The 20,517-nt window shown below is 33.1% G+C and carries 23 protein-coding genes and 1 tRNA gene; 9 read left to right on the top strand and 15 right to left on the bottom strand.

Annotated features, from left to right (window positions below; all coding sequences use genetic code 11):
- Nucleotides 1–34: 34 nt before the first annotated feature.
- The 6 genes from KI430_RS07840 (at nt 35) to KI430_RS07815 (ending at nt 6,205) form a co-directional block, all read left to right on the top strand.
- The gene (locus tag KI430_RS07840; protein ID WP_248877894.1) at nt 35–805 is read left to right on the top strand and encodes a hypothetical protein; all 771 of its coding nucleotides are present in this window, start codon (nt 35–37) and stop codon (nt 803–805) included.
- Nucleotides 806–814: 9 nt separating this feature from the next.
- Entirely contained in the window at nt 815–2,614 is a 1,800-nt protein-coding gene (locus KI430_RS07835; protein WP_248877892.1) for a hypothetical protein, read from the top strand.
- 52 nt (nt 2,615–2,666) lie between these two features.
- Nucleotides 2,667–2,972 carry a hypothetical protein gene (locus KI430_RS07830; RefSeq protein ID WP_248877890.1) on the top strand — a complete coding sequence of 102 codons (306 nt, stop codon included), beginning with the start codon at nt 2,667–2,669 and terminating at the stop codon, nt 2,970–2,972.
- Nucleotides 2,957–3,268, top strand: coding sequence for a type II toxin-antitoxin system RelE/ParE family toxin (locus KI430_RS07825; protein ID WP_248877888.1), 312 nt, complete (start codon nt 2,957–2,959; stop codon nt 3,266–3,268). Before KI430_RS07830 ends, KI430_RS07825 begins: the two co-directional genes overlap by 16 nt.
- Nucleotides 3,269–4,351, top strand: coding sequence for a DNA replication/repair protein RecF (gene recF, locus KI430_RS07820; RefSeq protein ID WP_248877886.1), 1,083 nt, complete (start codon nt 3,269–3,271; stop codon nt 4,349–4,351).
- A gap of 126 nt (nt 4,352–4,477) precedes the next feature.
- Nucleotides 4,478–6,205 carry an FG-GAP-like repeat-containing protein gene (locus KI430_RS07815; RefSeq protein ID WP_248877884.1) on the top strand — a complete coding sequence of 576 codons (1,728 nt, stop codon included), beginning with the start codon at nt 4,478–4,480 and terminating at the stop codon, nt 6,203–6,205.
- Nucleotides 6,206–6,617: 412 nt separating this feature from the next.
- Here KI430_RS07815 and cdd read toward each other — a convergent pair whose 3' ends face one another.
- Nucleotides 6,618–7,097 (bottom strand): cytidine deaminase, encoded by a 480-nt coding sequence (gene cdd, locus KI430_RS07810; RefSeq protein ID WP_248877882.1) that lies wholly within the window; start codon nt 7,095–7,097, stop codon nt 6,618–6,620.
- A gap of 78 nt (nt 7,098–7,175) precedes the next feature.
- Here cdd and KI430_RS07805 point away from each other — a divergent pair, with 78 nt between their 5' ends.
- Nucleotides 7,176–7,703 carry a hypothetical protein gene (locus tag KI430_RS07805; protein ID WP_248877880.1) on the top strand — a complete coding sequence of 176 codons (528 nt, stop codon included), beginning with the start codon at nt 7,176–7,178 and terminating at the stop codon, nt 7,701–7,703.
- On the opposite strand, the gene arfB is transcribed toward KI430_RS07805, so the two are convergent.
- A complete protein-coding gene (arfB, locus tag KI430_RS07800) occupies nt 7,693–8,085 on the bottom strand; it encodes an alternative ribosome rescue aminoacyl-tRNA hydrolase ArfB (RefSeq protein ID WP_248877879.1) in 393 nt (130 codons plus the stop codon). The genes KI430_RS07805 and arfB overlap by 11 nt on opposite strands.
- The gene (locus tag KI430_RS07795; RefSeq protein WP_248877878.1) at nt 8,082–9,113 is read right to left on the bottom strand and encodes an AMP-binding protein; all 1,032 of its coding nucleotides are present in this window, start codon (nt 9,111–9,113) and stop codon (nt 8,082–8,084) included. Before KI430_RS07795 ends, arfB begins: the two co-directional genes overlap by 4 nt.
- A gap of 100 nt (nt 9,114–9,213) precedes the next feature.
- Here KI430_RS07795 and KI430_RS07790 point away from each other — a divergent pair.
- Nucleotides 9,214–9,284: transfer RNA gene (locus tag KI430_RS07790), tRNA-Gln, on the top strand.
- 121 nt (nt 9,285–9,405) lie between these two features.
- Here the strand turns inward: KI430_RS07790 and KI430_RS07785 are convergent.
- The 11 genes from KI430_RS07785 to KI430_RS07735 all read right to left on the bottom strand — a co-directional run bounded on the left by KI430_RS07785 (nt 9,406) and on the right by KI430_RS07735 (nt 17,318).
- On the bottom strand, nt 9,406–10,296 hold the full coding sequence (locus KI430_RS07785; RefSeq protein ID WP_248877877.1) for a hypothetical protein: 891 nt from the start codon (nt 10,294–10,296) through the stop codon (nt 9,406–9,408).
- A 9-nt stretch (nt 10,297–10,305) separates the two neighbouring features.
- The gene (locus KI430_RS07780; RefSeq protein ID WP_248877876.1) at nt 10,306–11,643 is read right to left on the bottom strand and encodes a coiled-coil domain-containing protein; all 1,338 of its coding nucleotides are present in this window, start codon (nt 11,641–11,643) and stop codon (nt 10,306–10,308) included.
- A gap of 3 nt (nt 11,644–11,646) precedes the next feature.
- Nucleotides 11,647–12,057 (bottom strand): hypothetical protein, encoded by a 411-nt coding sequence (locus tag KI430_RS07775; RefSeq protein WP_248877868.1) that lies wholly within the window; start codon nt 12,055–12,057, stop codon nt 11,647–11,649.
- A complete protein-coding gene (locus tag KI430_RS07770; protein WP_248877866.1) occupies nt 12,050–12,490 on the bottom strand; it encodes an energy-coupling factor transporter transmembrane protein EcfT in 441 nt (146 codons plus the stop codon). Before KI430_RS07770 ends, KI430_RS07775 begins: the two co-directional genes overlap by 8 nt.
- Before the next feature lie 231 nt (nt 12,491–12,721).
- Entirely contained in the window at nt 12,722–13,000 is a 279-nt protein-coding gene (locus KI430_RS07765) for a hypothetical protein (protein WP_248877864.1), read from the bottom strand.
- A gap of 6 nt (nt 13,001–13,006) precedes the next feature.
- On the bottom strand, nt 13,007–14,077 hold the full coding sequence (locus KI430_RS07760) for a type I restriction endonuclease (RefSeq protein WP_248877862.1): 1,071 nt from the start codon (nt 14,075–14,077) through the stop codon (nt 13,007–13,009).
- Nucleotides 14,078–14,082: 5 nt separating this feature from the next.
- Complete coding sequence (locus KI430_RS07755) at nt 14,083–14,415, bottom strand: YegP family protein (RefSeq protein ID WP_248877860.1); 333 nt, start codon at nt 14,413–14,415, stop codon at nt 14,083–14,085.
- 134 nt (nt 14,416–14,549) lie between these two features.
- A complete protein-coding gene (locus KI430_RS07750; RefSeq protein ID WP_248877857.1) occupies nt 14,550–15,215 on the bottom strand; it encodes a response regulator in 666 nt (221 codons plus the stop codon).
- A gap of 10 nt (nt 15,216–15,225) precedes the next feature.
- On the bottom strand, nt 15,226–16,884 hold the full coding sequence (locus KI430_RS07745; protein ID WP_248877856.1) for a tetratricopeptide repeat-containing sensor histidine kinase: 1,659 nt from the start codon (nt 16,882–16,884) through the stop codon (nt 15,226–15,228).
- 67 nt (nt 16,885–16,951) lie between these two features.
- The gene (locus KI430_RS07740; RefSeq protein ID WP_248877854.1) at nt 16,952–17,101 is read right to left on the bottom strand and encodes a hypothetical protein; all 150 of its coding nucleotides are present in this window, start codon (nt 17,099–17,101) and stop codon (nt 16,952–16,954) included.
- 55 nt (nt 17,102–17,156) lie between these two features.
- The gene (locus tag KI430_RS07735; protein WP_248877853.1) at nt 17,157–17,318 is read right to left on the bottom strand and encodes a hypothetical protein; all 162 of its coding nucleotides are present in this window, start codon (nt 17,316–17,318) and stop codon (nt 17,157–17,159) included.
- Between the two features lie 387 nt (nt 17,319–17,705).
- Between KI430_RS07735 and KI430_RS07730 the strand changes: the two genes are divergently transcribed.
- Complete coding sequence (locus KI430_RS07730; RefSeq protein ID WP_248877852.1) at nt 17,706–18,527, top strand: hypothetical protein; 822 nt, start codon at nt 17,706–17,708, stop codon at nt 18,525–18,527.
- A 54-nt stretch (nt 18,528–18,581) separates the two neighbouring features.
- On the opposite strand, the gene argS is transcribed toward KI430_RS07730, so the two are convergent.
- Entirely contained in the window at nt 18,582–20,345 is a 1,764-nt protein-coding gene (gene argS, locus KI430_RS07725) for an arginine--tRNA ligase (protein WP_248877851.1), read from the bottom strand.
- Nucleotides 20,346–20,517 lie beyond the last annotated feature (172 nt).

The raw sequence follows: 20,517 nt of genomic DNA, 5'->3' as shown, positions 1-20,517 counted from the left end.
ATTTAGAACATTTTTTCCGACATTTGTTAAATCAATGTTGTTTCTAAATTTAGCAAAAAAATATCTCATCGACAGTCAGATTTATGTTTCATTAATGGGGACTTTTTTGGCTGCATTTTTTATGCTTGAGCAAAGTATATTCCGTTGGCCGAGCCTGCTGCTCATTTTTATTACTTATTTCAGTGGCTACCTTTACACCAAATATCAATACGATAAGAAAATATTCTTCAAAATTCTGATTTTCAATTGTATTTGTGGCATTATCAGTGTGATTCTAATTCTAAAAAATCATAATGAAGTACGACTTTTGAAATGGGCAATTATTGTTATTCTCGGATTGCTTTACAATTCCTTTTTTTTGGAAAAATTTATACGCAAAATTCCTTTGCTAAAGGTTTTTTATGTTGGATTAACCTGGGCTTTAATCAATTCCTGGCTCATTCTTCCGGAATTTGATTGGGAGATTTTTATGATTACCTGGTTATTTATTTCGGCTTTGGTTTTACCTTTTGATATCCGAGATATGAACAGCGATGATGTGGTGACTTTCCCGATTCTGATTGGTGTTCAGAAGACCAAATTTTTAGCTTATTCATTAGTTTTTATCTCAAGTTTGTTAAGTATTTTCTATTTGGATTTAGTTTTTGCGTTGTGTTTTTTCTTGACTACAATTATCACATTTTTACTAATTTATTTTTCAGAAAATAATAATCGTGAAGCTTATTTTAGTTTTTGGGTCGAAAGCTGTAGTGGACTTCCTTTGTTGTGTCTTTTGGCTTACAAATTGATATTGCAGTTTTGTTAAAATCTCCGAATGTTCAATAACAAATCTATTCTCCTGATTATTCTCTTTTCAAGTTTCTTTTCCGTTGTGCAAGCGCAGGAGAAAAAAGATTCTATTTATTATAAAATTGAAGAGTTCTCGGACAAAAGAAGATTTACCAAATTCATTCATCGTTTCATATTTCGTCGTGAGGCAGATTCGGCTTCGGTTAAATCAAGAACTGAAAAGCAAGTTCAGGAAACCCATGATGGAAAATATATCCGAAATATCAGGATTGAGACGATTGACCCTTTCGGATATAACACCAAAGAGAAAAAAGAGAAAGCCAAATGGTACGATTGGTTTACGAATCATCTTCATTCAAATACCAGAATTTCGACAGTTAATAATTATCTGCTTTTCAAAAAGGATGAGGAATATAATGCCCAAAAACTCTACGAATCTGAACGTTTGCTGAGAGAAATGCCTTTTGTGAACAGAGTTAATATTGCAGTAGAAAATAGTTCTAATGACTCTATTGATGTCGTTGTGAAAGTTTTGGATTCTTGGAGTTTGAAACCTCGCTTCAATTATTCCGGAAGTAAAATTGGACTAGGTGTGACAGAAGAAAATTTTCTCGGTTTAGGTCACGAGGCAGATTTTCTTTACAGAAACGATTCCAAGGAAAAGCAAGATTATATGTACGGAAGTTATACGGCTTATAATCTTTTCGGCTCTTATATCAATGCTCAGGTTTTAGGAGAAAGGGATTTTTGGAAAAATGAACGAATCAATCTAAACGCCCGAAGAGATTTTTTCTCACCATTGACCAAGTGGGCAGGTGGTTTTACTTTCGAATATTTTATGCGAAATGTTTTGCTGCCAATGGAAAATAAAACAACTTTTCCTGAAGTTCAAATCAAAGTTTACAGTCAGGATTTGTGGGGCGGTTATCAGATTCCGGTATCGGCAAACAAAGAAGAGAGAGTTTCCAGCAACATTGCTTTGATAGGGCGATTCCAGAATTATCAGTACAAAGACAGTCCTTATATTGACCAGTTTGGATATTTCCGCTCTTACAGTAGTTTTTTGATGTCAGCTGGATTTATACAGAGAAAATTCTCGGTTCAAAAAAATATTTTCCAATATGATTTGCCAGAGGATATTGCTTATGGAAATTCATTCAACATAACAGCAGGATTGTTGTCAAGAAGTAACGAGATGATGCCTTATGCAGGCATTTCTGGAGCTTATGGAGATTTTACGAAATTAGGCTATTTCAGTGTAAAAGCGCAGTTTGGAAGATTTTTTAATGAAGACAGTCAAAATCGCGAATCTTTCCGTTTTGATGGTACCTATTTTACTAATCTAATGAATTGGAAATTTGCTAAAGTCAGACATTTCTTTTCGCCAACTTTAGCGCTTGGAAATCCTCAGCATAATTATTCTTACAGAGACAGAATCAATCTTTCTGCTGCAGAAGATTTTCCTGTTTACAATGTAGATTATATAGGGACAAAAAAATTAGTCTTGAGATATCAGCTTCAGCTTTTCGTAAACAAAACCTGGAAGAATTTTCATTTTAGTCCATACCTAACAACAGCTGTTGGCTGGCTTGGAATGCCTGATGATAGACTAATGAAAACAAAAGCCAATACAAAAATCGGAATAGGCGTTTTGATTAATAATCCTTATTTGGTTTTCAACAGGATTCAGATTTCGTTTACCTATTATCCGCGGGTTCCGTTTGATAACAATTCTGTTTTTGATTTTAACAGCAATCGAAATAATCTTTTGCCGATGAATAGTTTTGCGACGGATATCCCGCATTTTGTGAATTTCGGAAATTGATTTTGTTGTTATTTAGTTTTATCTTTACTGAAATTTTTGAGTGATGGAAAATATGAATGATATTAAAATAAAACTGATTCAGAAAATCTGTGAATCCGATAATTATTATTTGTTATCCGCTTTCCTCAAAAATTTTGAATCAAAATCTCCCGATATTATTTCAGAATCTCCATCCATTTACGAATCTGAAAAACCGATGACTGAAGAGGAAGTTGAAAACTATTTTAAAGAAGAGGAAGTAAAATTACCTGCTGAAATTTTAGATATTCTAAAAATTAGCGAAGAACAAATTAAGAATGGGCAAACTTTTACCAATGAAGAAGTAAATTCATATTTTGAAGAATGGCTAAAAGATTAATTTGGTCGCCAGTTGCAATGGAAATCCGAAAAGAGATTTTGAAATATTGGATACAGAGAAATAAATCTAAACGCTATTCACAAAAACTGAATATTTTGTTTGAAACTTCCGCTCAACAAATTGCAGATTTTCCTCATTCGGGCATTTCTATTTCGGACAATGTTTATCGTGGAAAACTCATTAAAGATTATTATATTCTATATAAAATAAAAGATGACTCTGTTGAAATTCTTTTTATTTGGGATACAAGAAAAGACCCCGCTGACTTATTAAAATTAGTAAAGAATTTCAAGTAAATGATTGTCAACAAACTTTCACTCATCAATTTCAAAAGCCACTCGGAAAGAGCTTTCGAATTTTCTCCTCAAATCAATTGTTTTGTAGGAAATAATGGAGTAGGAAAGACTAATGTTCTGGATGCGCTTCATTATTTGTCTGTTGGAAAAAGTTTCCTTGGAAATTCTGACCTTAATAATGTGAAATCTGACGAAGATTTCTTCGTGATTGAATCCGAAATACAAAATGAAGAAAAAGAAGACATTATTAAAATTCTTCAGCCAAAAGAGTCTAAAAAAGTCATTAAAAAGAATGATAAAAGCTACGACAGATTAGCTGACCACATTGGTTATTTACCAAGTGTGATGATTTCGCCTTACGATTCCAATTTGATTTCCGATTCTGGAGAAAGCCGAAGAAAGTTTCTGGATGCGATGATTTCCCAAACCGATTCTTCTTATCTTTTTGATTTGATTCAGTATCAGAAAACCATTCAGCAGAGAAATGCTTTGTTAAAATATTTCGCGAAGAACAGAACGTTTGATAAAGATTCTTTGGAGATTTATGATGACCCAATTTCAAATTTCGGAACAAGGATTTTCGAGAGAAGAAAAGAGTTTGTTGAAAAACTGAATCCAATCGTTCAGCATTTTTATGAAATCATTTCCGGTGGAAAGGAAATCGTAAACGTGATTTATGAATCTCATCTTTTTGATAATACTTTCAAAGAACTTTTATCAAACTCTATTGATAAAGACAGAGCTTTAACTTACACTTCCAAAGGAACTCATAAAGACGATTTGATTTTCGAAATGAATGGGAGTTCAATCAAGAAAATAGGCTCACAGGGTCAACAGAAATCATTTTTAATTTCGTTAAAGCTTGCTCAAATCAACCGAATCAAAGAACTGACAGGAAAGTCTCCGATTCTCCTCTTAGACGATATTTTTGATAAGCTGGATGACACCAGAGTTTCTCAATTAATTGAATTGGTAAATAAGGAAAGTTTCGGACAGATTTTCATTACGGACACACACAAAGAACGAACAGAAAACGTTGTGAGACGCATCAATGAAGAGAGTAGAATTTTTGAAATTTCATAATTCTTATTCTCTGAACCCAGGTTAATTTTCCCAAAAACAAGATAAATATCATATTCCAAAATAGTTTTTGGTAAGGCTAAGTCTATATTTTTGTGAAGTAATTTTTAATTATTCTAAATAAATATTATGAAAAAGTTTTACATTTCTGTTTTTCTGTTATCGGCTATGATTAGCAACGCACAAAGTTTTGAAGAAATCTCTCAGCCCAATCTTAAAAATTATTTCTATTCTGCAGCAGCAGTTGCAGATGTTGATAATGACGGATTTCAGGATATATTCTTCACTGGCGCGATAGACTCTGACGGAGATACTAATGTGGATTCAACTTCCAATAGTCTTTACAAAAATACCAATGGAACTTTCTCTTCCGTTCAGGAATTTGGAGACAATTCGGTTCACTTGAGTGCGGTTAAATTTATTGATTTTGATAATGATGGGTTTCTGGACGTTATCACCACAGGATTAAGTTATAAAGACACCGTGAATTATCAGCAATACCGATGGAAAAATACAGGCTCTGGTTTCACTTTGATGGATAATGCAGCCGGAAAAATCTATGGAGGTTTGGATGTTTTCGATTTCAATCACGATGGGAAACAGGATTATGCAGTTAACGGAACGCAGTATGTCGAAGGCGTTGGTTTTACACACGAATTAGATTTATATCTTAATAATTCAAATGGTTTTCAGAAAAATACAGCTTGGGCGGCAGGAACACAAAACGGAAGTTTCAAAGTGATTGATGTTAATAATGATAACGAACTGGATTTAATTGTCAATGGATATAATGCCGGTTATGAAGGAACTTTCTCTGTTTATATTAATGAAAATGGAAATTTAGTTCAGAAGTCTGAACTTCCAGCAGTGAGTGACAGCAAAATGTCTTTTGCGGATTTCAACGGTGATGGTTTTCAGGATTTCGTAGTTGCAGGTCAGGATGAAAATTATGACCCATATCTGGCGGTTTTCATTAACGATGGCCAAGGAAATTTTACTGAAAATAAAATCGAGGACGAAGGATTGTCTGGTGGTGGAGTAGAAGTCGGTGATTTCAATAATGATGGATATTATGATTTTGTTGTCATTGGAGATAATGATTATGAATCCTATTCTAAAATTTTCCTTTACAATCCTCAACTTCAGAAATTTGAGAAAGATGAAAATGCGAACCTTTACAATTTGGGAAGCCAAGGAACTTTAGCTGTATTTGATTATGATAACGACGGGAATCTTGATATTCTAGCCAATGGTTTTGATTGGGCTGATGAAGATTTGTTGCCTTACACCAAATTATTCAAAAATAAAACAACAGTCACGAATCAAAAACCAAATGCACCAACCATTTTAACTGCAACAGATAGTGACGGTAAAATCAAGTTCACTTGGTCCGGAGCAACGGATGATAAAACACCGGAAAACTCTCTTCAATATGAATTATCTGTAGGTTCAGAAACCGGAAAAGCTGACATCGCAAAATATATTGTGACGACAAAAAGCTGGTATTTGGACAAAACTAATTTACCTTCCAAAATATTCTGGAGTGTAAAATCTATTGATGCTGCGAAGAAGTATTCGGATAAATCTCAGGAAACAGAATTAACTGTTTTAGGTGTTGCAGATGTTAAAAATACAATAGTTTCTATCTATCCAAATCCTGTGAAAGATATGTTGAATATAAAATCAACAAGTAAAATCAAAACTCATAAGGTTTACAATCTTGCAGGGCAAAATGTAAATGCAAAACTGATATCAGATTCTACAATTGACTTCTCACATTTGGAGAAAGGTGTTTATGTTGTAGAAATCCAATTGGAAAATGGTAGAAAAACTACTCAGAAAGTGATTAAAAACTAATAACCAAATTTTCATATCCATATCTACATTTTAAAAGAAAAGCCCTTTCAGGATTCTGAATGGGTTTTTCGATTTTATTAGGTATTGCTTAAATCGTTTAGATGAATTTATAAACAGAGATAATTATCAAAGAAAATTATTCTCGCAGATTAAGCTAATCTTGCAGATTTGTTTTTGATGTAAAATCCGCGTAATCTGCCAAGTTCGCGAGATTTTAATTGTTGAAATTTTAATTGTTGAAAAGAAATACAAAATGTCAACTTAGCCCTGATGGGAACGGCATCCTTTTTTGTTATTGCGATTGTTGAAAAGTTGAACAGATTGCTTCACGTTGTTCGCAATGACAAAAAAGATATAGTGGACAGCAGGTTGGGATGTTCTACCGAAGCCACCAGCTTGTTGCGCCTAAAAATTACAAAAAGCTTCCGTCAAATGAGAAAGGCAACAAGTCTCGGATAGATTTTGTTTTGATGATTTCTCCGTTTGGTGCGGCAAAATAGATTTCGATTTTTTCTTTTTGCTTAGCTTCATATTCCAGGATAGATTGTCTGCAGCCGCCGCAAGGTGGAATTGGAATGGAACTTAAAGCATCTTCTGGTCCGCCAATCACAAATATTTTTTTGATTTTCACATCTGGATAATTTGCCGAAGTCCAAAAAATAGTCGTTCTCTCAGCACACAAACCGGAAGGATATGCGGCGTTTTCCTGGTTACTTCCTGTGATTATTTCGCCGTTTTCCAAAAGAAGCGCACAACCAACAAAAAAATGGGAGTAAGGCGCGTAAGCTTGTTCACGAATGGTTTTAGCTTTATCAAAAAGTGTTTTTTCTATATCGTTGAGTTGTTCGTAACTCGGGATAACTTCAAAGTTGATTTTTATCTCTTTTTCCATTTTTTAAAATGAGGGAGGTAAAAATACATTTTTTGTGGAAATAAATTAACATTAATTGAAAAAAAACATCTAAGAGATATGTTACGACCATTTTTAGCACTTATTTTTCTGTTTATCATTGGATTGACAAATGCTCAGGATAAGATTTTTTGGAATGAAAACCGAAAGTTGATTTGGGAAGATTTCCAATCGAAAACGCAACCGAATACTTCCAAAGCCGCCGCGACAACCTTTTGCGGAATTTCCTATTTGTTGAACAGTCCAACCAAAAAATTCACTTCCAAAGAAGTTAAGATTGAATCTTTTTTTGTGCCTTCCAAATCTTGGGCACATAATGACTACAAAACGGATTTGATTCTAATGCACGAGCAGAGTCATTTTGATATTGCTGAATTGTTTGCAAGAAGATTTAGAAAATTAATCAGCAACAAAACGATAGATGCTAAAACACTTCAAAAGTATTACACTAATATTTATGATGATTACAAGGATTATCAGCAGGATTATGAAACGGTAACTAATCACGGAAGAATTCGTGAGAAACAATATGAATATACTCAGAGAATTAATCAGGAAATAGAAAAGCTTTCGGATTTTAAAACCTGAATTTTCGATTCTCTTTCTTCTCAGACAATTTCTTTTTGTTGTCGATACGTTTTTGGATTTGACCTTTTGAAGGTTTTGTAGCCAGTCGTTTCTTGGGAACAAAGAGTGATTTTTCAACCAGTTCCAGCATTTTCTCAGTCACGATTTTTTTGTTTTGAAGCTGAGTTCTGCTCTCCGATGAGGTCATTTGAAGGAGACCTTCAGAATTGATTCTGTTTTTCAGTTTTTCCGAGATTCTCAGCTTTTCATCAAAAGAGAAAAATTGGGTTTCCATTACGTTCCACATAGCTGTCACGGCTGTTTCCACCTTATTCACATTTTGTCCGCCAGCTCCGGAAGAGCGGGATGTTTTGTAACTGATTTCGGTAGAAAAATCTTTCATTGGTTGACAATCAATTTTTTTAATTCAAGACGATTCACTTTTCCGTTGGGCGTTCTTGGGATTTGTTCTACAAAAATAATTTCTTTTGGCTTATGAAACGATTTTTCAAATTTTAGATTATAAATTTTAGATTTTAAGTGTTCATTATTTTCTCCTTCGATTATGAGGATTAATTTTTGTCCGAGTTTTTCATGTTCAATTCCGAGGAAAACAACTTCATTGGGAATGTTTTGTTTGATTAATTTTTCTAATTCTTCGGGGAAAATCTTTGCACCTCCGGAATTGATCACATTATCAATTCTTCCCAGAAATCTGAATTGATTTTTCGCATTAATCTCCACCAAATCATTGGTCTGCAAAACTTCCGAATTCAGTTTTGGAGCAAATATTTTCAGGCAGCCTCTTTCATCCAGAGAAATATCCACGCCATCAAAAATTTTAAACCAATCTTCCTGATTTGGATAAATCTGTTTTAAAGCAATGTGAGACAGTGTCTCGCTCATTCCGTAAGTCTCAAATATTTTGGTTTGAGAGTTTGAGGATGTTAGAGTTTGGGAGATTTTTTGCTTTAAAGTTTCAGAAACTGATGCACCGCCAATAATTAAGTTTTTAATCAATTGAATTTTGTCCAGAGAATTTTCAACCTGTAGAGGCGTCATTGCACAAAAGTCAATTTCCTCAAGGATATTTTCTAACGGATTAATAGAAGTTGGTGCTATTTTCAGTTTTAGTTTTCTCGAAATACTTCTTACGACCATCATTTTTCCCGAGATATATTCAATCGGAAGACAAAGTAGAGCCAGATTACCTTCTTTCAAACCTAAAAAATCACAAGTCATTTCCGCCGAGTTCAACATTTTTGATTTTTCGATATCAAAAACTTTTGGAATTCCGGTAGAACCAGAACTCTGAATTTTCACTGTTTTTGACTCCGAAAACCATTCTTTTATGAAGTCTAAAACTTTGGTTTCAAATTCATTAGATGAGGTTTGGCTGATTGGTGATGCTTTGGAAAGGTCGATTAACATTGGGATGTGTGAAAAATTATTTTATAAAATTATGCATTTTTTTTCGAAGAAAATTTGGAACTTAAAAAAAAAGCTGTACATTTGCACCACAATAAACGACAGACCCATGGTGTAACGGTAGCACTTCGGTTTTTGGTACCGCCTGTCGGGGTTCGAATCCCTGTGGGTCTACATCGTAACTAAATAACCAACTGAATTTCAGTTGGTTATTTTTTTTGTAATATTAGTATTGAAGTAAAAAAATGAGTTTTCAATATTTTGAAAACTCATTCAAGAATAAAAGAAATATGTTTTATTTATTCAGAATTACATTTTTAATTATAGGTTCAAGATTTGTCGGTAAATCAGCATCTTTAACCTGATATTTAGCTACATTCATTTCTTTCAGCCAATTGTCCCAATAGGTTTTGATAATATCACCTTCGAATGGATTTCCCTTTTCCGCATTGATTCCTAGAACTACAATTTCCAGATTAGTGAGTTTATCATTGGCTTTGATAAATCCGAGGCCCTTGTCAGTGATTTTAGTTTTGAAATCGGAAGTATTCAACTTTAAGGATTTTACCAATTCTGGCGTGAGATAAGAGGTTTTTTCATTTTCTGTGAATTTAGAATCTTTGTGGAACATATAACCATCTGTTAAAATAAAAAGAATGTTTCTATGTTTGTCTTTGATGCAATAATCATTGACCTTATTTTTGAAAAATCCCCAGATATCGGAACCGACATATTGTTTGTCCTGAATTGCTGACTGGTAAATTTTTTCAGGCAGGGTAGAATATTTTTCATCAATGAGATTGATAATTTCTTTAGAAGTATTCTTATCAAATGAAACTTTCAGCTGCTTTGCAAAGTCGTTGATTTTGGAATCGGAAGGTTCTGGATTGAAGAATATCTGCATCTGGTCATTCAGTTGCATTACTTTTTTACTTTTAACGTGGTCAATAAAACCGTTTTTGATCGCTTTGATGTATTCCAAATCCCGTTGATAATATTCCATTGATGGGTTTGGGTATTTTTCCGGGTTGATTCTATCAGAAAGGTCGATGAGAATACTAACATTTAAGTTCTTGCTATTGGCAATCGAATCATTGATTTTTCCACCATCATCAATTTTTGGTTCACTTTTTTTACATTGAATAAAAAATAATGAAACAATTAATAAGTAATATATTTTTTTCATAATATTAGTTTATAAAACAGAGACGTAAACAGAGTTTTGGCTGTCAGAATTGGCGCCGACTTTGTTCAGATTATAATTGTATTGATTTTTGCATTCCTCTATCATTTCTTGCTTTACAGGATGAGAAACAGCTAATTTTTCACCAATAAATGTAATCCAGCCCTGGACATATTCCGAAGCATAAGATTTGTATTCTTTGGTAGGAATGATAACGCCATCAATAATATTTTGGAGTTCTTCGATTCTTCCTCGGGCTTTGATGATTAATTCTTTGATGCTTGCAATACCGTTTTTGATTTCTTCCATTTGTTTTTCAAATCCTGTAATGCGGTCCTGATGAACAAGAATGTCTTTTTGTTTTTTGATTTGCTCGTGTTTGATTTTATCTTTTTCTTTATGTTCTTTCATAATGAAATCGAAAACCAATCCCCAAATAATATAGACCACAAATCCGGCGAAAATGATTCCCCAAAACTGATTCTTCGTAAAAGCAATCGACAAATCAAAAGGTGGAGAATCGAAAGTTTTATTAAGTTCATAGATTTTAGATTCGATTTCATAAGCAAGAATGGCATCGAAAACGAAAGTCACCACAAAAAGCAGGAACATTTTTACATAATTCAGCCAGTTTTTGTTTTCTCCAAACATATGAATCAAGTAACCTAAACCGAGGAAAACAAACGGAATCAAAGTCACAAAAGCACCTTCCAACAGACCTTCATCCCAAGCCTTGTTGAATGCTTGTGCATCTAAAACACTTTGCATAATGCTCACATTCGGGTCAAATGTTTTAAAGAACGCCGAGAAGGAAGTTGAAATATAAAATGTAAACAGGTATAAACTGATTGGAATCAAGAGCAATAGCCCAATCCAAAATTTTGTAGAAGCGCCTTTGCTTGCATTGATCTGATACTGTTCCGGATTTTTCGGAATATCATTAATTTCGAATTTCAAAGTTTCAATTTTATCCTTAACTGTGTCAACGTTTTGCTGAATTTCTTTGATTTGCTCTTCCTTATTATCGAGAGAAATGGTAAGACCTTTGATTTCGGTTTCTTTATTTTTTTGCTCGTTGATGTAAGGCTCTTTCAGTTTATTTTGTTTGTCAGCCAATTCTTTTTCCTCATTCTGAAATTTGGAATAGATGGCGTCCAGACAAATCGATAAAGCGGTGTGGTTTCCATTGTTGCGAGAGCTATCTCTATAACCAGATTCGTGGTAGGTTCTCTTTCTGCTTTCCTCCGTTATTTCTCCATTGTTGTTGGTTTCTACAATTTTAAGAAGAGATTCTTCTTTCTCAACTGCAACAGGTTTCAGCCTGAAAATGTTTTTGATATTACTGGTCATAATTTAGTTTTTTAAATCGTTAAAAATGTCAGTTTTACTTTTTCCTTCTTTTACAGAATCTATGAGATAATCCACGATTTGTAATACATTTTCTTCCATAAATCCGAACATCAGGACGTATTTTTCCAAGGAAGTTCTCTCGTTGGAAGAAACAATTCCATCAGCCCAGATCATTACTGTTAAATCGTAGAGATAATCGATTTTTTCTTCGATATTTTCAGGTATCACGATTTTTGAATTGATAGGATTCAAAAGGATTTCGTCTAATTTTTTAGGAGATATCCCTCTTTCTTCGGCCGATTTGTAAAGCGCTTTCAGTTCAAGTGGACTAAAATTGTCATCACAAAGTGCCATTTGATAAAGCCTTAAAAAATGGGCTTTAAGGTTTTCGGTTGGTTCTATAATTTCATTCATTGTTATTATTGTTTTTTGATGAAGTTCTAATGATTCTGTCCCTGCTGAATGTTTTTTTTGGAGTCGGTTTTTCCGGGATGATTTCCTGAGGTGGTTCTTTCTTTTTTAATCTGATGACGACCAGTAGCAAGAATAAAATCCCCGTTACAATGTCAATCGGAATCCAGAGACTTTTGAGATAAAGATGAATGGGAAAAATCGGATTGAATAAAATCAAGATGATTCCGAAAACAATTAACCAATGATATTCTTTCTGTCTCCCGAAATAATAAACCACAATTCCTGATGCAATGAAAACGATGATTCTAAGAAATGTGTAATATGATAGTGGCAAAGGAAGAATAGCGAAAAAACAGCAAAGTGCACAAAAAGAAAAAAAAGTTTTGTAGATAATTTCTAATCGTTTGAAATTTTTAGAATTATTTGCTTCCATCGCTAATTACATCCTGAGCAATAGCTCTTGTCTACATATTCCTTATTTCCGCCAGAGGATAAATAATAGCAGCCACCTTTTTCTCCTACATATAATGTGTGTCCATTATAAGTACATCTTCTGTTTGAATCTCCATCTGAATCTCCGCTTCTAGAACAGGAATTAAATGATAAACAGATTATAAAAAATAAAATTATTTTTTTCATAGTCAAATTCTAAAGTGTTAAAAACCTAATTACATCCTGAACAGTAGCTTCTGTCCACATATTCTTTGCTGTTTCCTGACCAATAATAGCATCCGCCTCTTGGTCCCACTTCTAACGGATAACCGTTGTATGTACAGCTATTTTTCTTTGAGTACGATTTTGATGTTTTTTTCTTTTTAGAAGATTTTTTCTTCTTCTGTCTTTTAGCAAAAAATTCTGTATTTGAATAATTTTTTGCTGAAGCTTCGTAAGTTGTTGGGATTAATAATCCTAATGTCAATAAAGTAAAAAGTAGTTTTTTCATAGTCGTTTAATTATAATTTTCAATGGTTTGATGAAGTTCGCTTCTGTGATTATAAATCTCGTCTAGAGAACCAAGATTCATTTTCTCTCCAGAATCTTTCCCGTTATGGAATAACTCAATTAATTTTCTATTAGCTCCGAAATGAAATCTGCAAATTGGCTTTCTATTATTGTCATCCAACAGAATCCCGAAATAAGATTGTGTGTCTCTGTAAGCAATTCTTTCAGCAGAGATCTTCTCGCGTAAAATGGCTTTTACAATTTGAAAAGCTTCTAATTCTTCATCTGTAGTGATAACTTTTGAAGTCTCATTATTCTGATCAATGTTTGTCGTAGAAACAGTTGTTTTTTCTGTCTCGATATTATCATTAATAACCAAAGCAGATTTTAAACGGGAACTAATAGATTCTGAAATTGATAGGCTTAAAGCTCTTTTGGTATATTCTTTAAAAGCAACCATTCTATTTGCTGTTAGTGGTCTCTCAAAAAATCGATTGACCAATAATCTTACGATTTCATCAGAAGGGGTTTCAATTTCTTTTTCGAATTCTTTTCTTATGGCTTTGATATATTTCAGAGCTTCCGCAGAGTCCAAAATCGATTCAAGGTTGTAACCTGACTTTGTAAAACTCTCAAGAACTTTGATGGAACTGTCTTTCAAATCATCAAGATTGATTGTGAAAAATGGTTTTTCATCCATAATGTTTGGCTTCTCCAAATCAGTGTAGAAATTGTAAATGATTCCATTAGTCAAAACTCCAAATCGGGCTTTGGAAACGTGATAATACCGATGAAGCTGAGAATTGTGCGCATCCGCATTTTCTTTCCAACTTTTACACTCTATAATTAGAATTGGTTCGTTATCCTTCTTTACAACAAAATCTACTTTCTCGCCTTTCTTGGTTCCAATGTCCGCAATGAATTCCGGGATTACTTCTGTAGGATTGAAAATATCATAACCAAGAATCTGGATAAAAGGCATTACAAAAGCTGTTTTTGTTGCTTCTTCGGTTTGTATTTGGTCTTTGAGTCCATTGACACGTTGATGCAGTTGCTCTAGTTTTAATTTGAGTTCCATAGTTATTAATTTGTTTCGTCAATAGTTTCTGCGACTGGTGCATTTTGTTTTACAGAAGCAATTCCGTTTTCCATTCCTTGTTTTGTAGAATATAATTGACTTTTGCCTATTATTTCTCCATTCCCGTCTTTCAGAACAAAGTAATCTTTATAGTTTGTCGAAGTTCTTCTTTCAAATCTTGAATCGATTTGTGAATTAATTTTTACGGATTCTATTCCGTTTTTACAGCCAGCTTTTGTGTTGTAACCTTCACTTGTTAGGATGATTTCTCCGTTACCAGCTTTCAAATTGAATTGATATTCTCCGTCTTTTCTTTTTGTAATTATGAATTTTCCCATTGTTATTTTTTTACTTGTTTAACAATCCAAAAGTAGCCCTGTCTCAAATTCTTTTTTTACGGAAATCCGTAAAAACAAAAAAACTTTCAAAATCAATTTGAAAGTTTTTAATTAAAAGTGATTATTATAGTAGATTAGATAATCCCAAAATCTTTGCAAAAAGCAATCAACTGTTCGTTGCTATTGATATCCAAAGATTCTTTAATTTCTTTTAATCTTTTTTCAACAGCGCTCATGCTTGCCGGTTTGATGTTATTTTCTTTCAAATAATCAGGTATGTTTTTAAGGAGAATGCCGTTAGCTAATAAAGAAACGATTAGAATGTCATATTCAGAGAATTCGAAAGAATTTCTTTCAGAGCTGTTCGTTTTCAAATCATAAGAAATATATTTTTCATTGTTATAAACCGCTCTTATTCCTTTTTTCAAATCTTTGACGTCTTCTCTGCCTTTTTTTACATAACCATTGATTTGCTGTTCCTTGAAAAGTTTCTCAATAATAACTTCCTTTTTTTCAACGGAGAAAACAATAATTTTCAGATTTGGTTGAAGTTCTCTTGCTGCAGAAATAAGCTGTTGACCATTTTTAAGATTCTGTTCTCTGTGATCCTCATCAAAGGAAAGGTCTGTAATCAGTAGTTCGAAGGGATTGTTTTCTTGTAAACTCATTTTGATTCTGCTAAATGCATCATCGCAATAATTTACATATTTTGGATTGGCAATTTTTAAGTCTTCTAATGCTTTTTGGACAGATATATTAGAACTTTCGTAATCTTCGGCAATAAGAATTTTTGTAAACATAGGTATTATTTTAGACTGGAAATGAAATGTTGATTTTCAATAGATTATTTGTTTCTGTGTCAAAAATAATTGTTCCTTTGATAGCATTAATACGGTTTTCCATATTTTGCAGACCATTTTTTGGAGAAAGTTTCTTAATTCCTATTCCATTGTCTGTATATGAGATATTTATTCTCGAATTGTCTTTAGAAAATTTAATGGAAACGATATTCGCTTGGCTATGCTTTTTCATATTCGTCATCAATTCCTGAAGAACCAGGTAAATTTCTGTTTTATTCTGAAAACTGACACCTTCCCAGAGTTTTTCATTATTTCCGATGGGAATAAATTTCACAGCGTCTGAAGAATAAGAATTCAGCATATTATAAAGCTGTTCAGAAAAACTTTGATTTTCGTTGATGTCTTTATTTTCATAAGAGATATCTCTGGAAGTTTCGTACGCATTTTCCAATCCGAACAGAAGAGAATCTTTATCAATTATTTCTGTATTTTCAACTTGTGACATCAATTGATAAATTCTGTTGGCAACTTTGTCGTGGACTTTTTTGGAGATTTTTAGTTCTGTGTTTTTTACTTCTAAGAGTTTTTCTTGCTGAAGTCTTTTCTGTCTTCTTTTGAATATATAAGTTGATAAAATCAATAATGATATTACGATGCCAATCACAATATATTGCTGAATAATATGATTTTGTCGCTCGGCACTTTCAGCTTTTGCCTTCAGAAAATCAGCTTTGTTTTTTTCAGTTTCATATCGGATGAGAGCAAATTGATTCTTAGCTTTATTTCTTGCGGTTTGAAGACTATCATTTAGTTTTTGATAAACGGTAAAATATCTTTTTGAGTTTTGAGGATTTTCTAGAAAAATTAATTTTTGTAAAGCTTCAATCTGATCATCCGGACTTTTTAATTCTTTGGCAACAGAATACATTTTTTTAGCATAAAATAATGCTGAATCCGTTTTATTATTTGAATAATAATCTGCTAGATGTGCATAACTCGAATTCAATCCCCATAGGTCTTTTTCTTTTAGTCTAATTTTTAATGCTTTCTGAAAATCTGTAACTGGATTATAACTGGGGTTTTGAAGCCATTTTGTTTTTGCTAAATTTGTTAATGTTCTTGCATAATTAACATCTTTATGATTGTCAATTTTTAACGTATTACTGAATATCTTTATGGCTTGATGATAATTTTTATTCTTGGTGTAATTATTTGCTAAATTATTTTGGTAAATTATTTTGTCCTGTAGATTTGTGGTAAAACTCAATGCCTTTTTATAGAATTTTACAGCATTATTATAGTTTTTTAATTTGCTGGCCGTAATTCCTAAAGTGTTATAGTTTGTTGATAGATAATCTTGATGGCCAATATTTTTCTCATTAAAATAAGATAAAGCATTTATAGCAGTTTCCTGACTGCCAAAACCATCTCCCATTTTCTCTTGAATGATTGCCATATTCATTAAACATTTTCCTATTCCAAAGCTGTCTCTTTCTTTCAGAAAATAATCTTTTGCTTTTTCAAACTCAATAAAAGCGTTTATGTTTTCTCTTTTGTCAAGATATTCCCAAGCTTTTTCGTAAAAATTATTGACAGGTTTTGTATCGGAAAATGTTTTCTCTGAACAAGAATAAATGAATACAAATAGAAAAAAAATATAACTTTTCAAGATTATTAGTTTATCCCGAAATTAAAAAAAATAAGCGAAACTATATAATTTCGCTTATTAAAATAAATTATTTTTTAATTGGGATATGTCCATCTTCTCCACCCGTATCGCCCACAAGAGACTGTTGGGTTGAGATAGTGGAATTTCCGTCATTGGTTGAAATTTGATTAGAAGGATTTGAAACCAATCCTAATAAAATTAAAAGTAATTGTATCATTTGTTGAAATTTTTAAATATAACAAAAAGGCAGTAAACGTTTACTGCCTTAATAATTATTTTCTCGGAGTATGTCCTTCATCTCCACCCGTATCACCTGGATTTGGTTGTGGTGCTGAAGCTGTAGTAGTATTCCCGTCGCTTCCACAATTATACGTATTATTCGAGTCTGAAGGATTTGAAATCAATCCTAATAATATTAAAAGTAAGTTTAGCATTGTTTTAAAAATTTAAAAATTGACATTCGTGTTCTTCCCCGCGAAACAGATCACGAGCAGGTTTACACAGTTTTGAAAAAAGAAGCGCTTCTTAAATTTTTGGGAAGTAACCTTCAAAAACGGAAGAGAAATTTCTGCTTCCCAAGTCAGAGATTGTCCTCCGTCTTATCAGGTTGTTTTTTGAAACCAGTTTTGTAACTTTGTTTTTGTAAGGTTTTGTTTATCACTGATTTCTGATTACAAATTTCAATCAAATAGGGTCTTTTTTCCTAGACAGAAGCTGGACACGATTTGGACATGGATTGTATCATTTTTATGGAAAACCGTAATTTTTCAGACAGGGATTTGTCTAATTTGGACACGGAATTAATTCTTCAATTAAAGTATATGTATGAAAAGAAGAAAACTTTAGTTAAAACAGCTTTTGAGCAAGCAGAAAAAGAGTTGAGAAAAGAAAATGTCAGCAAAAATTATCTTGCCGGATATCTTAGTACTCATTTTGAAGGTTTATTTGGATCTGCAAAAACAGATAAGATGTTTGAAAGGTATTATACAGATTTAGTTCAAAAAAATAAGGATCGTTATATTGATGGTATTACATTGGACCAATTAAGTAAATATGTGGGATATAAAGATTACGATGATTTTTGTAAGAACTATACATTAACAAAAACGACTGGCGAGTCAACAACAGTAAAGGTTAGTATTAACGATGATGAAGAATCGATTTCAGAGAAATTTTCTAAAATATTTATTACAGTAACTAATAATCCTATTTTTAATATTCCGGAATTTTTGACTAAACATAGCAACTTAGGAATCGTTGGGGCAATTCTTTGTGGCGGTTTGTTTGTTGGAAATAAAATGTATAAAGCAGATAAAAAGAAACCAGAAATAGAAACTAATCGAAATAGGTTAGGATTATTAGCTGCAACGAAGCAGTGTATGTATTGGAATGGAAAAGAATATGTTCCGGAAGATTGTAATCAGACTAAAAATAATTTAATTGCAATTGATCCTAAAAAAGTGGCTAATTTCAAAAAGATAACTCAGCCTGATACAATTAGTTCTATTAAAAATATTTGGTATTCTAAGTATCAGAACGAAGTAGAGTTTTTTACAGATAATGGAATCAATCCGGAAAACGGAAGTGATCTGCGTCCGCTTACTTATTATATTCTTGAAAAATATACAGTTAGGGAAGAGTAGAAACAAAAAAAACTCCGCCCAAAAGCAGAGTTTTAATTTATTTAAAAGCGAATTTTACATTCTATTCACTACATTAATTCCTAACATAGATAACGATTTCTTAATTGTTTTTCCAGCCAGGTCAGACAACTGAAGACGGAATTGTTTTGCCTGCTCATCATCCTGATTCAAGATTGGATTGTTTTGGTAGAAAGAGTTGTAAGCTTTTACTAATTCATAAACATAATTTGCAACCAGAGCCGGACTTAGAGATTCCGCAGCTTTGCTCACAACATCTTTGGATTCGGACAAAAGCATAATCAAATCCTTCTCGTTTTCATTCGGAAGATATGTCCCCAAATCTTCTTTGGCAGAATAATCAGCCTTAGCCAAAAGCGACTGAATTCTCGCATAAGTATATTGAATAAAAGGTCCTGTATTTCCATTAAAATCAATACTTTCTGCAGGATTGAAAAGCATTTTTTTCTTCGGATCGACTTTCAGGATAAAATATTTCAAAGCACCCAATCCAACAGTTTCATAAGAACGCTCTTTCTCTTCATCACTCAAATTTTCTAACTTGCCCAATTCCTGTGATTTTTCCTTTGCAGTTTGATACATTTCCTGAACCAAATCATCAGCGTCAACCACTGTTCCTTCACGGGATTTCATTTTTCCTTCCGGTAATTCTACCATTCCGTAAGATAAATGATAAAGCTGGTCAGCCCATTCGTAGCCCAATTTTTTCAAAATTTTGAAAAGAACCTGGAAGTGATAATCTTGCTCATTTCCAACAGTGTAAATTAGTTTTTGAATATCATTATCTTTGAAACGCTCCACAGCTGTTCCCAAATCCTGAGTCATATAAACCGAAGTTCCGTCAGAACGCAGCAACAATTTTTGGTCAAGTCCTTCGTCTGTCAGGTCGCACCAAACAGAACCGTCCTCTTTTTTATAAAGAATCCCATCTTGTAAACCTTTCTGAATCAAATCTTTTCCAAGAATATAAGTATTGCTCTCATACTGAACCTGGTCAAAATTAACGCCCAATCTGGAATAAGTTTGATTAAATCCTGCATAAACCCATTCGTTCATCATTTTCCAAAGTTTGCGAACTTCCGGGTCGTTTTGTTCCCATTTCAAAAGCATTTCCTGCGCTTCAATGATAGATGGCGCTTGTTTTTTCGCTGTTTCTTCGTCGATGCCGTCAGCAACCATTGCCTTGATTTCGGATTTATATAATTTATCAAATTCTACGTAATAGTTTCCGACCAATTTATCGCCTTTCAAGCCAGTAGATTCCGGCGTTTCTCCGTTCCCGAATTTCTCCCAAGCCAACATAGATTTGCAGATATGAATCCCACGGTCGTTGATGATTTGAGATTTGATAACATTATAGCCGTCCGCTTTCAGAATTTCGGCAACAGAAAAACCGAGAAGATTATTTCTAATGTGTCCCAAATGGAGCGGTTTGTTGGTGTTTGGCGAAGAATATTCCACCATTACCGTTTGATTTTTCGGCGTTATGTTATCAAAATCATTACTGATTTCAGATAATTGTTCAGCGAATAATTGATCTTTGATTTTCAAATTAAGAAAACCCTTTACCACGTTGAAGTTTTTAACAAAATCAATTTGATTTTTTACTTCTTCACCCAATTCGTTTCCGATAACATCCGGACTTTTTTTCGCCTGTTTCACCAGAGGAAAAATAACGATGGTGAAATCTCCCTCAAACTCGGTTTTATTTTTCTGGACTTCTAGCGTTACGCCTTCGATTCCGTAGAGCTGAGCGATGATTTCGGTTATTTTTGACTGTATATTTTGTTTAATATTCATTTCGAAATTTTGTGTTGCAAATTTAAAAATTTAAAATAGGTTTTTCACGTAAAGTCACAAATTATAATCAGCTTAATGAATTGACTTTGGTGAAAGTAGTCTCACAGATTAGGCAGATAAAGCAGATATTTAAAAAAAGGAATCTGCAAAATTTGCTAAATCTGCGAGGGAT

It is taken from the genome of Epilithonimonas zeae (genome assembly GCF_023278365.1).
Lineage (GTDB): Bacteria > Bacteroidota > Bacteroidia > Flavobacteriales > Weeksellaceae > Epilithonimonas > Epilithonimonas zeae_A.
Note: the sequence above shows the minus strand (reverse complement) of the source record. Positions and strands in the feature narration are given on the sequence as shown.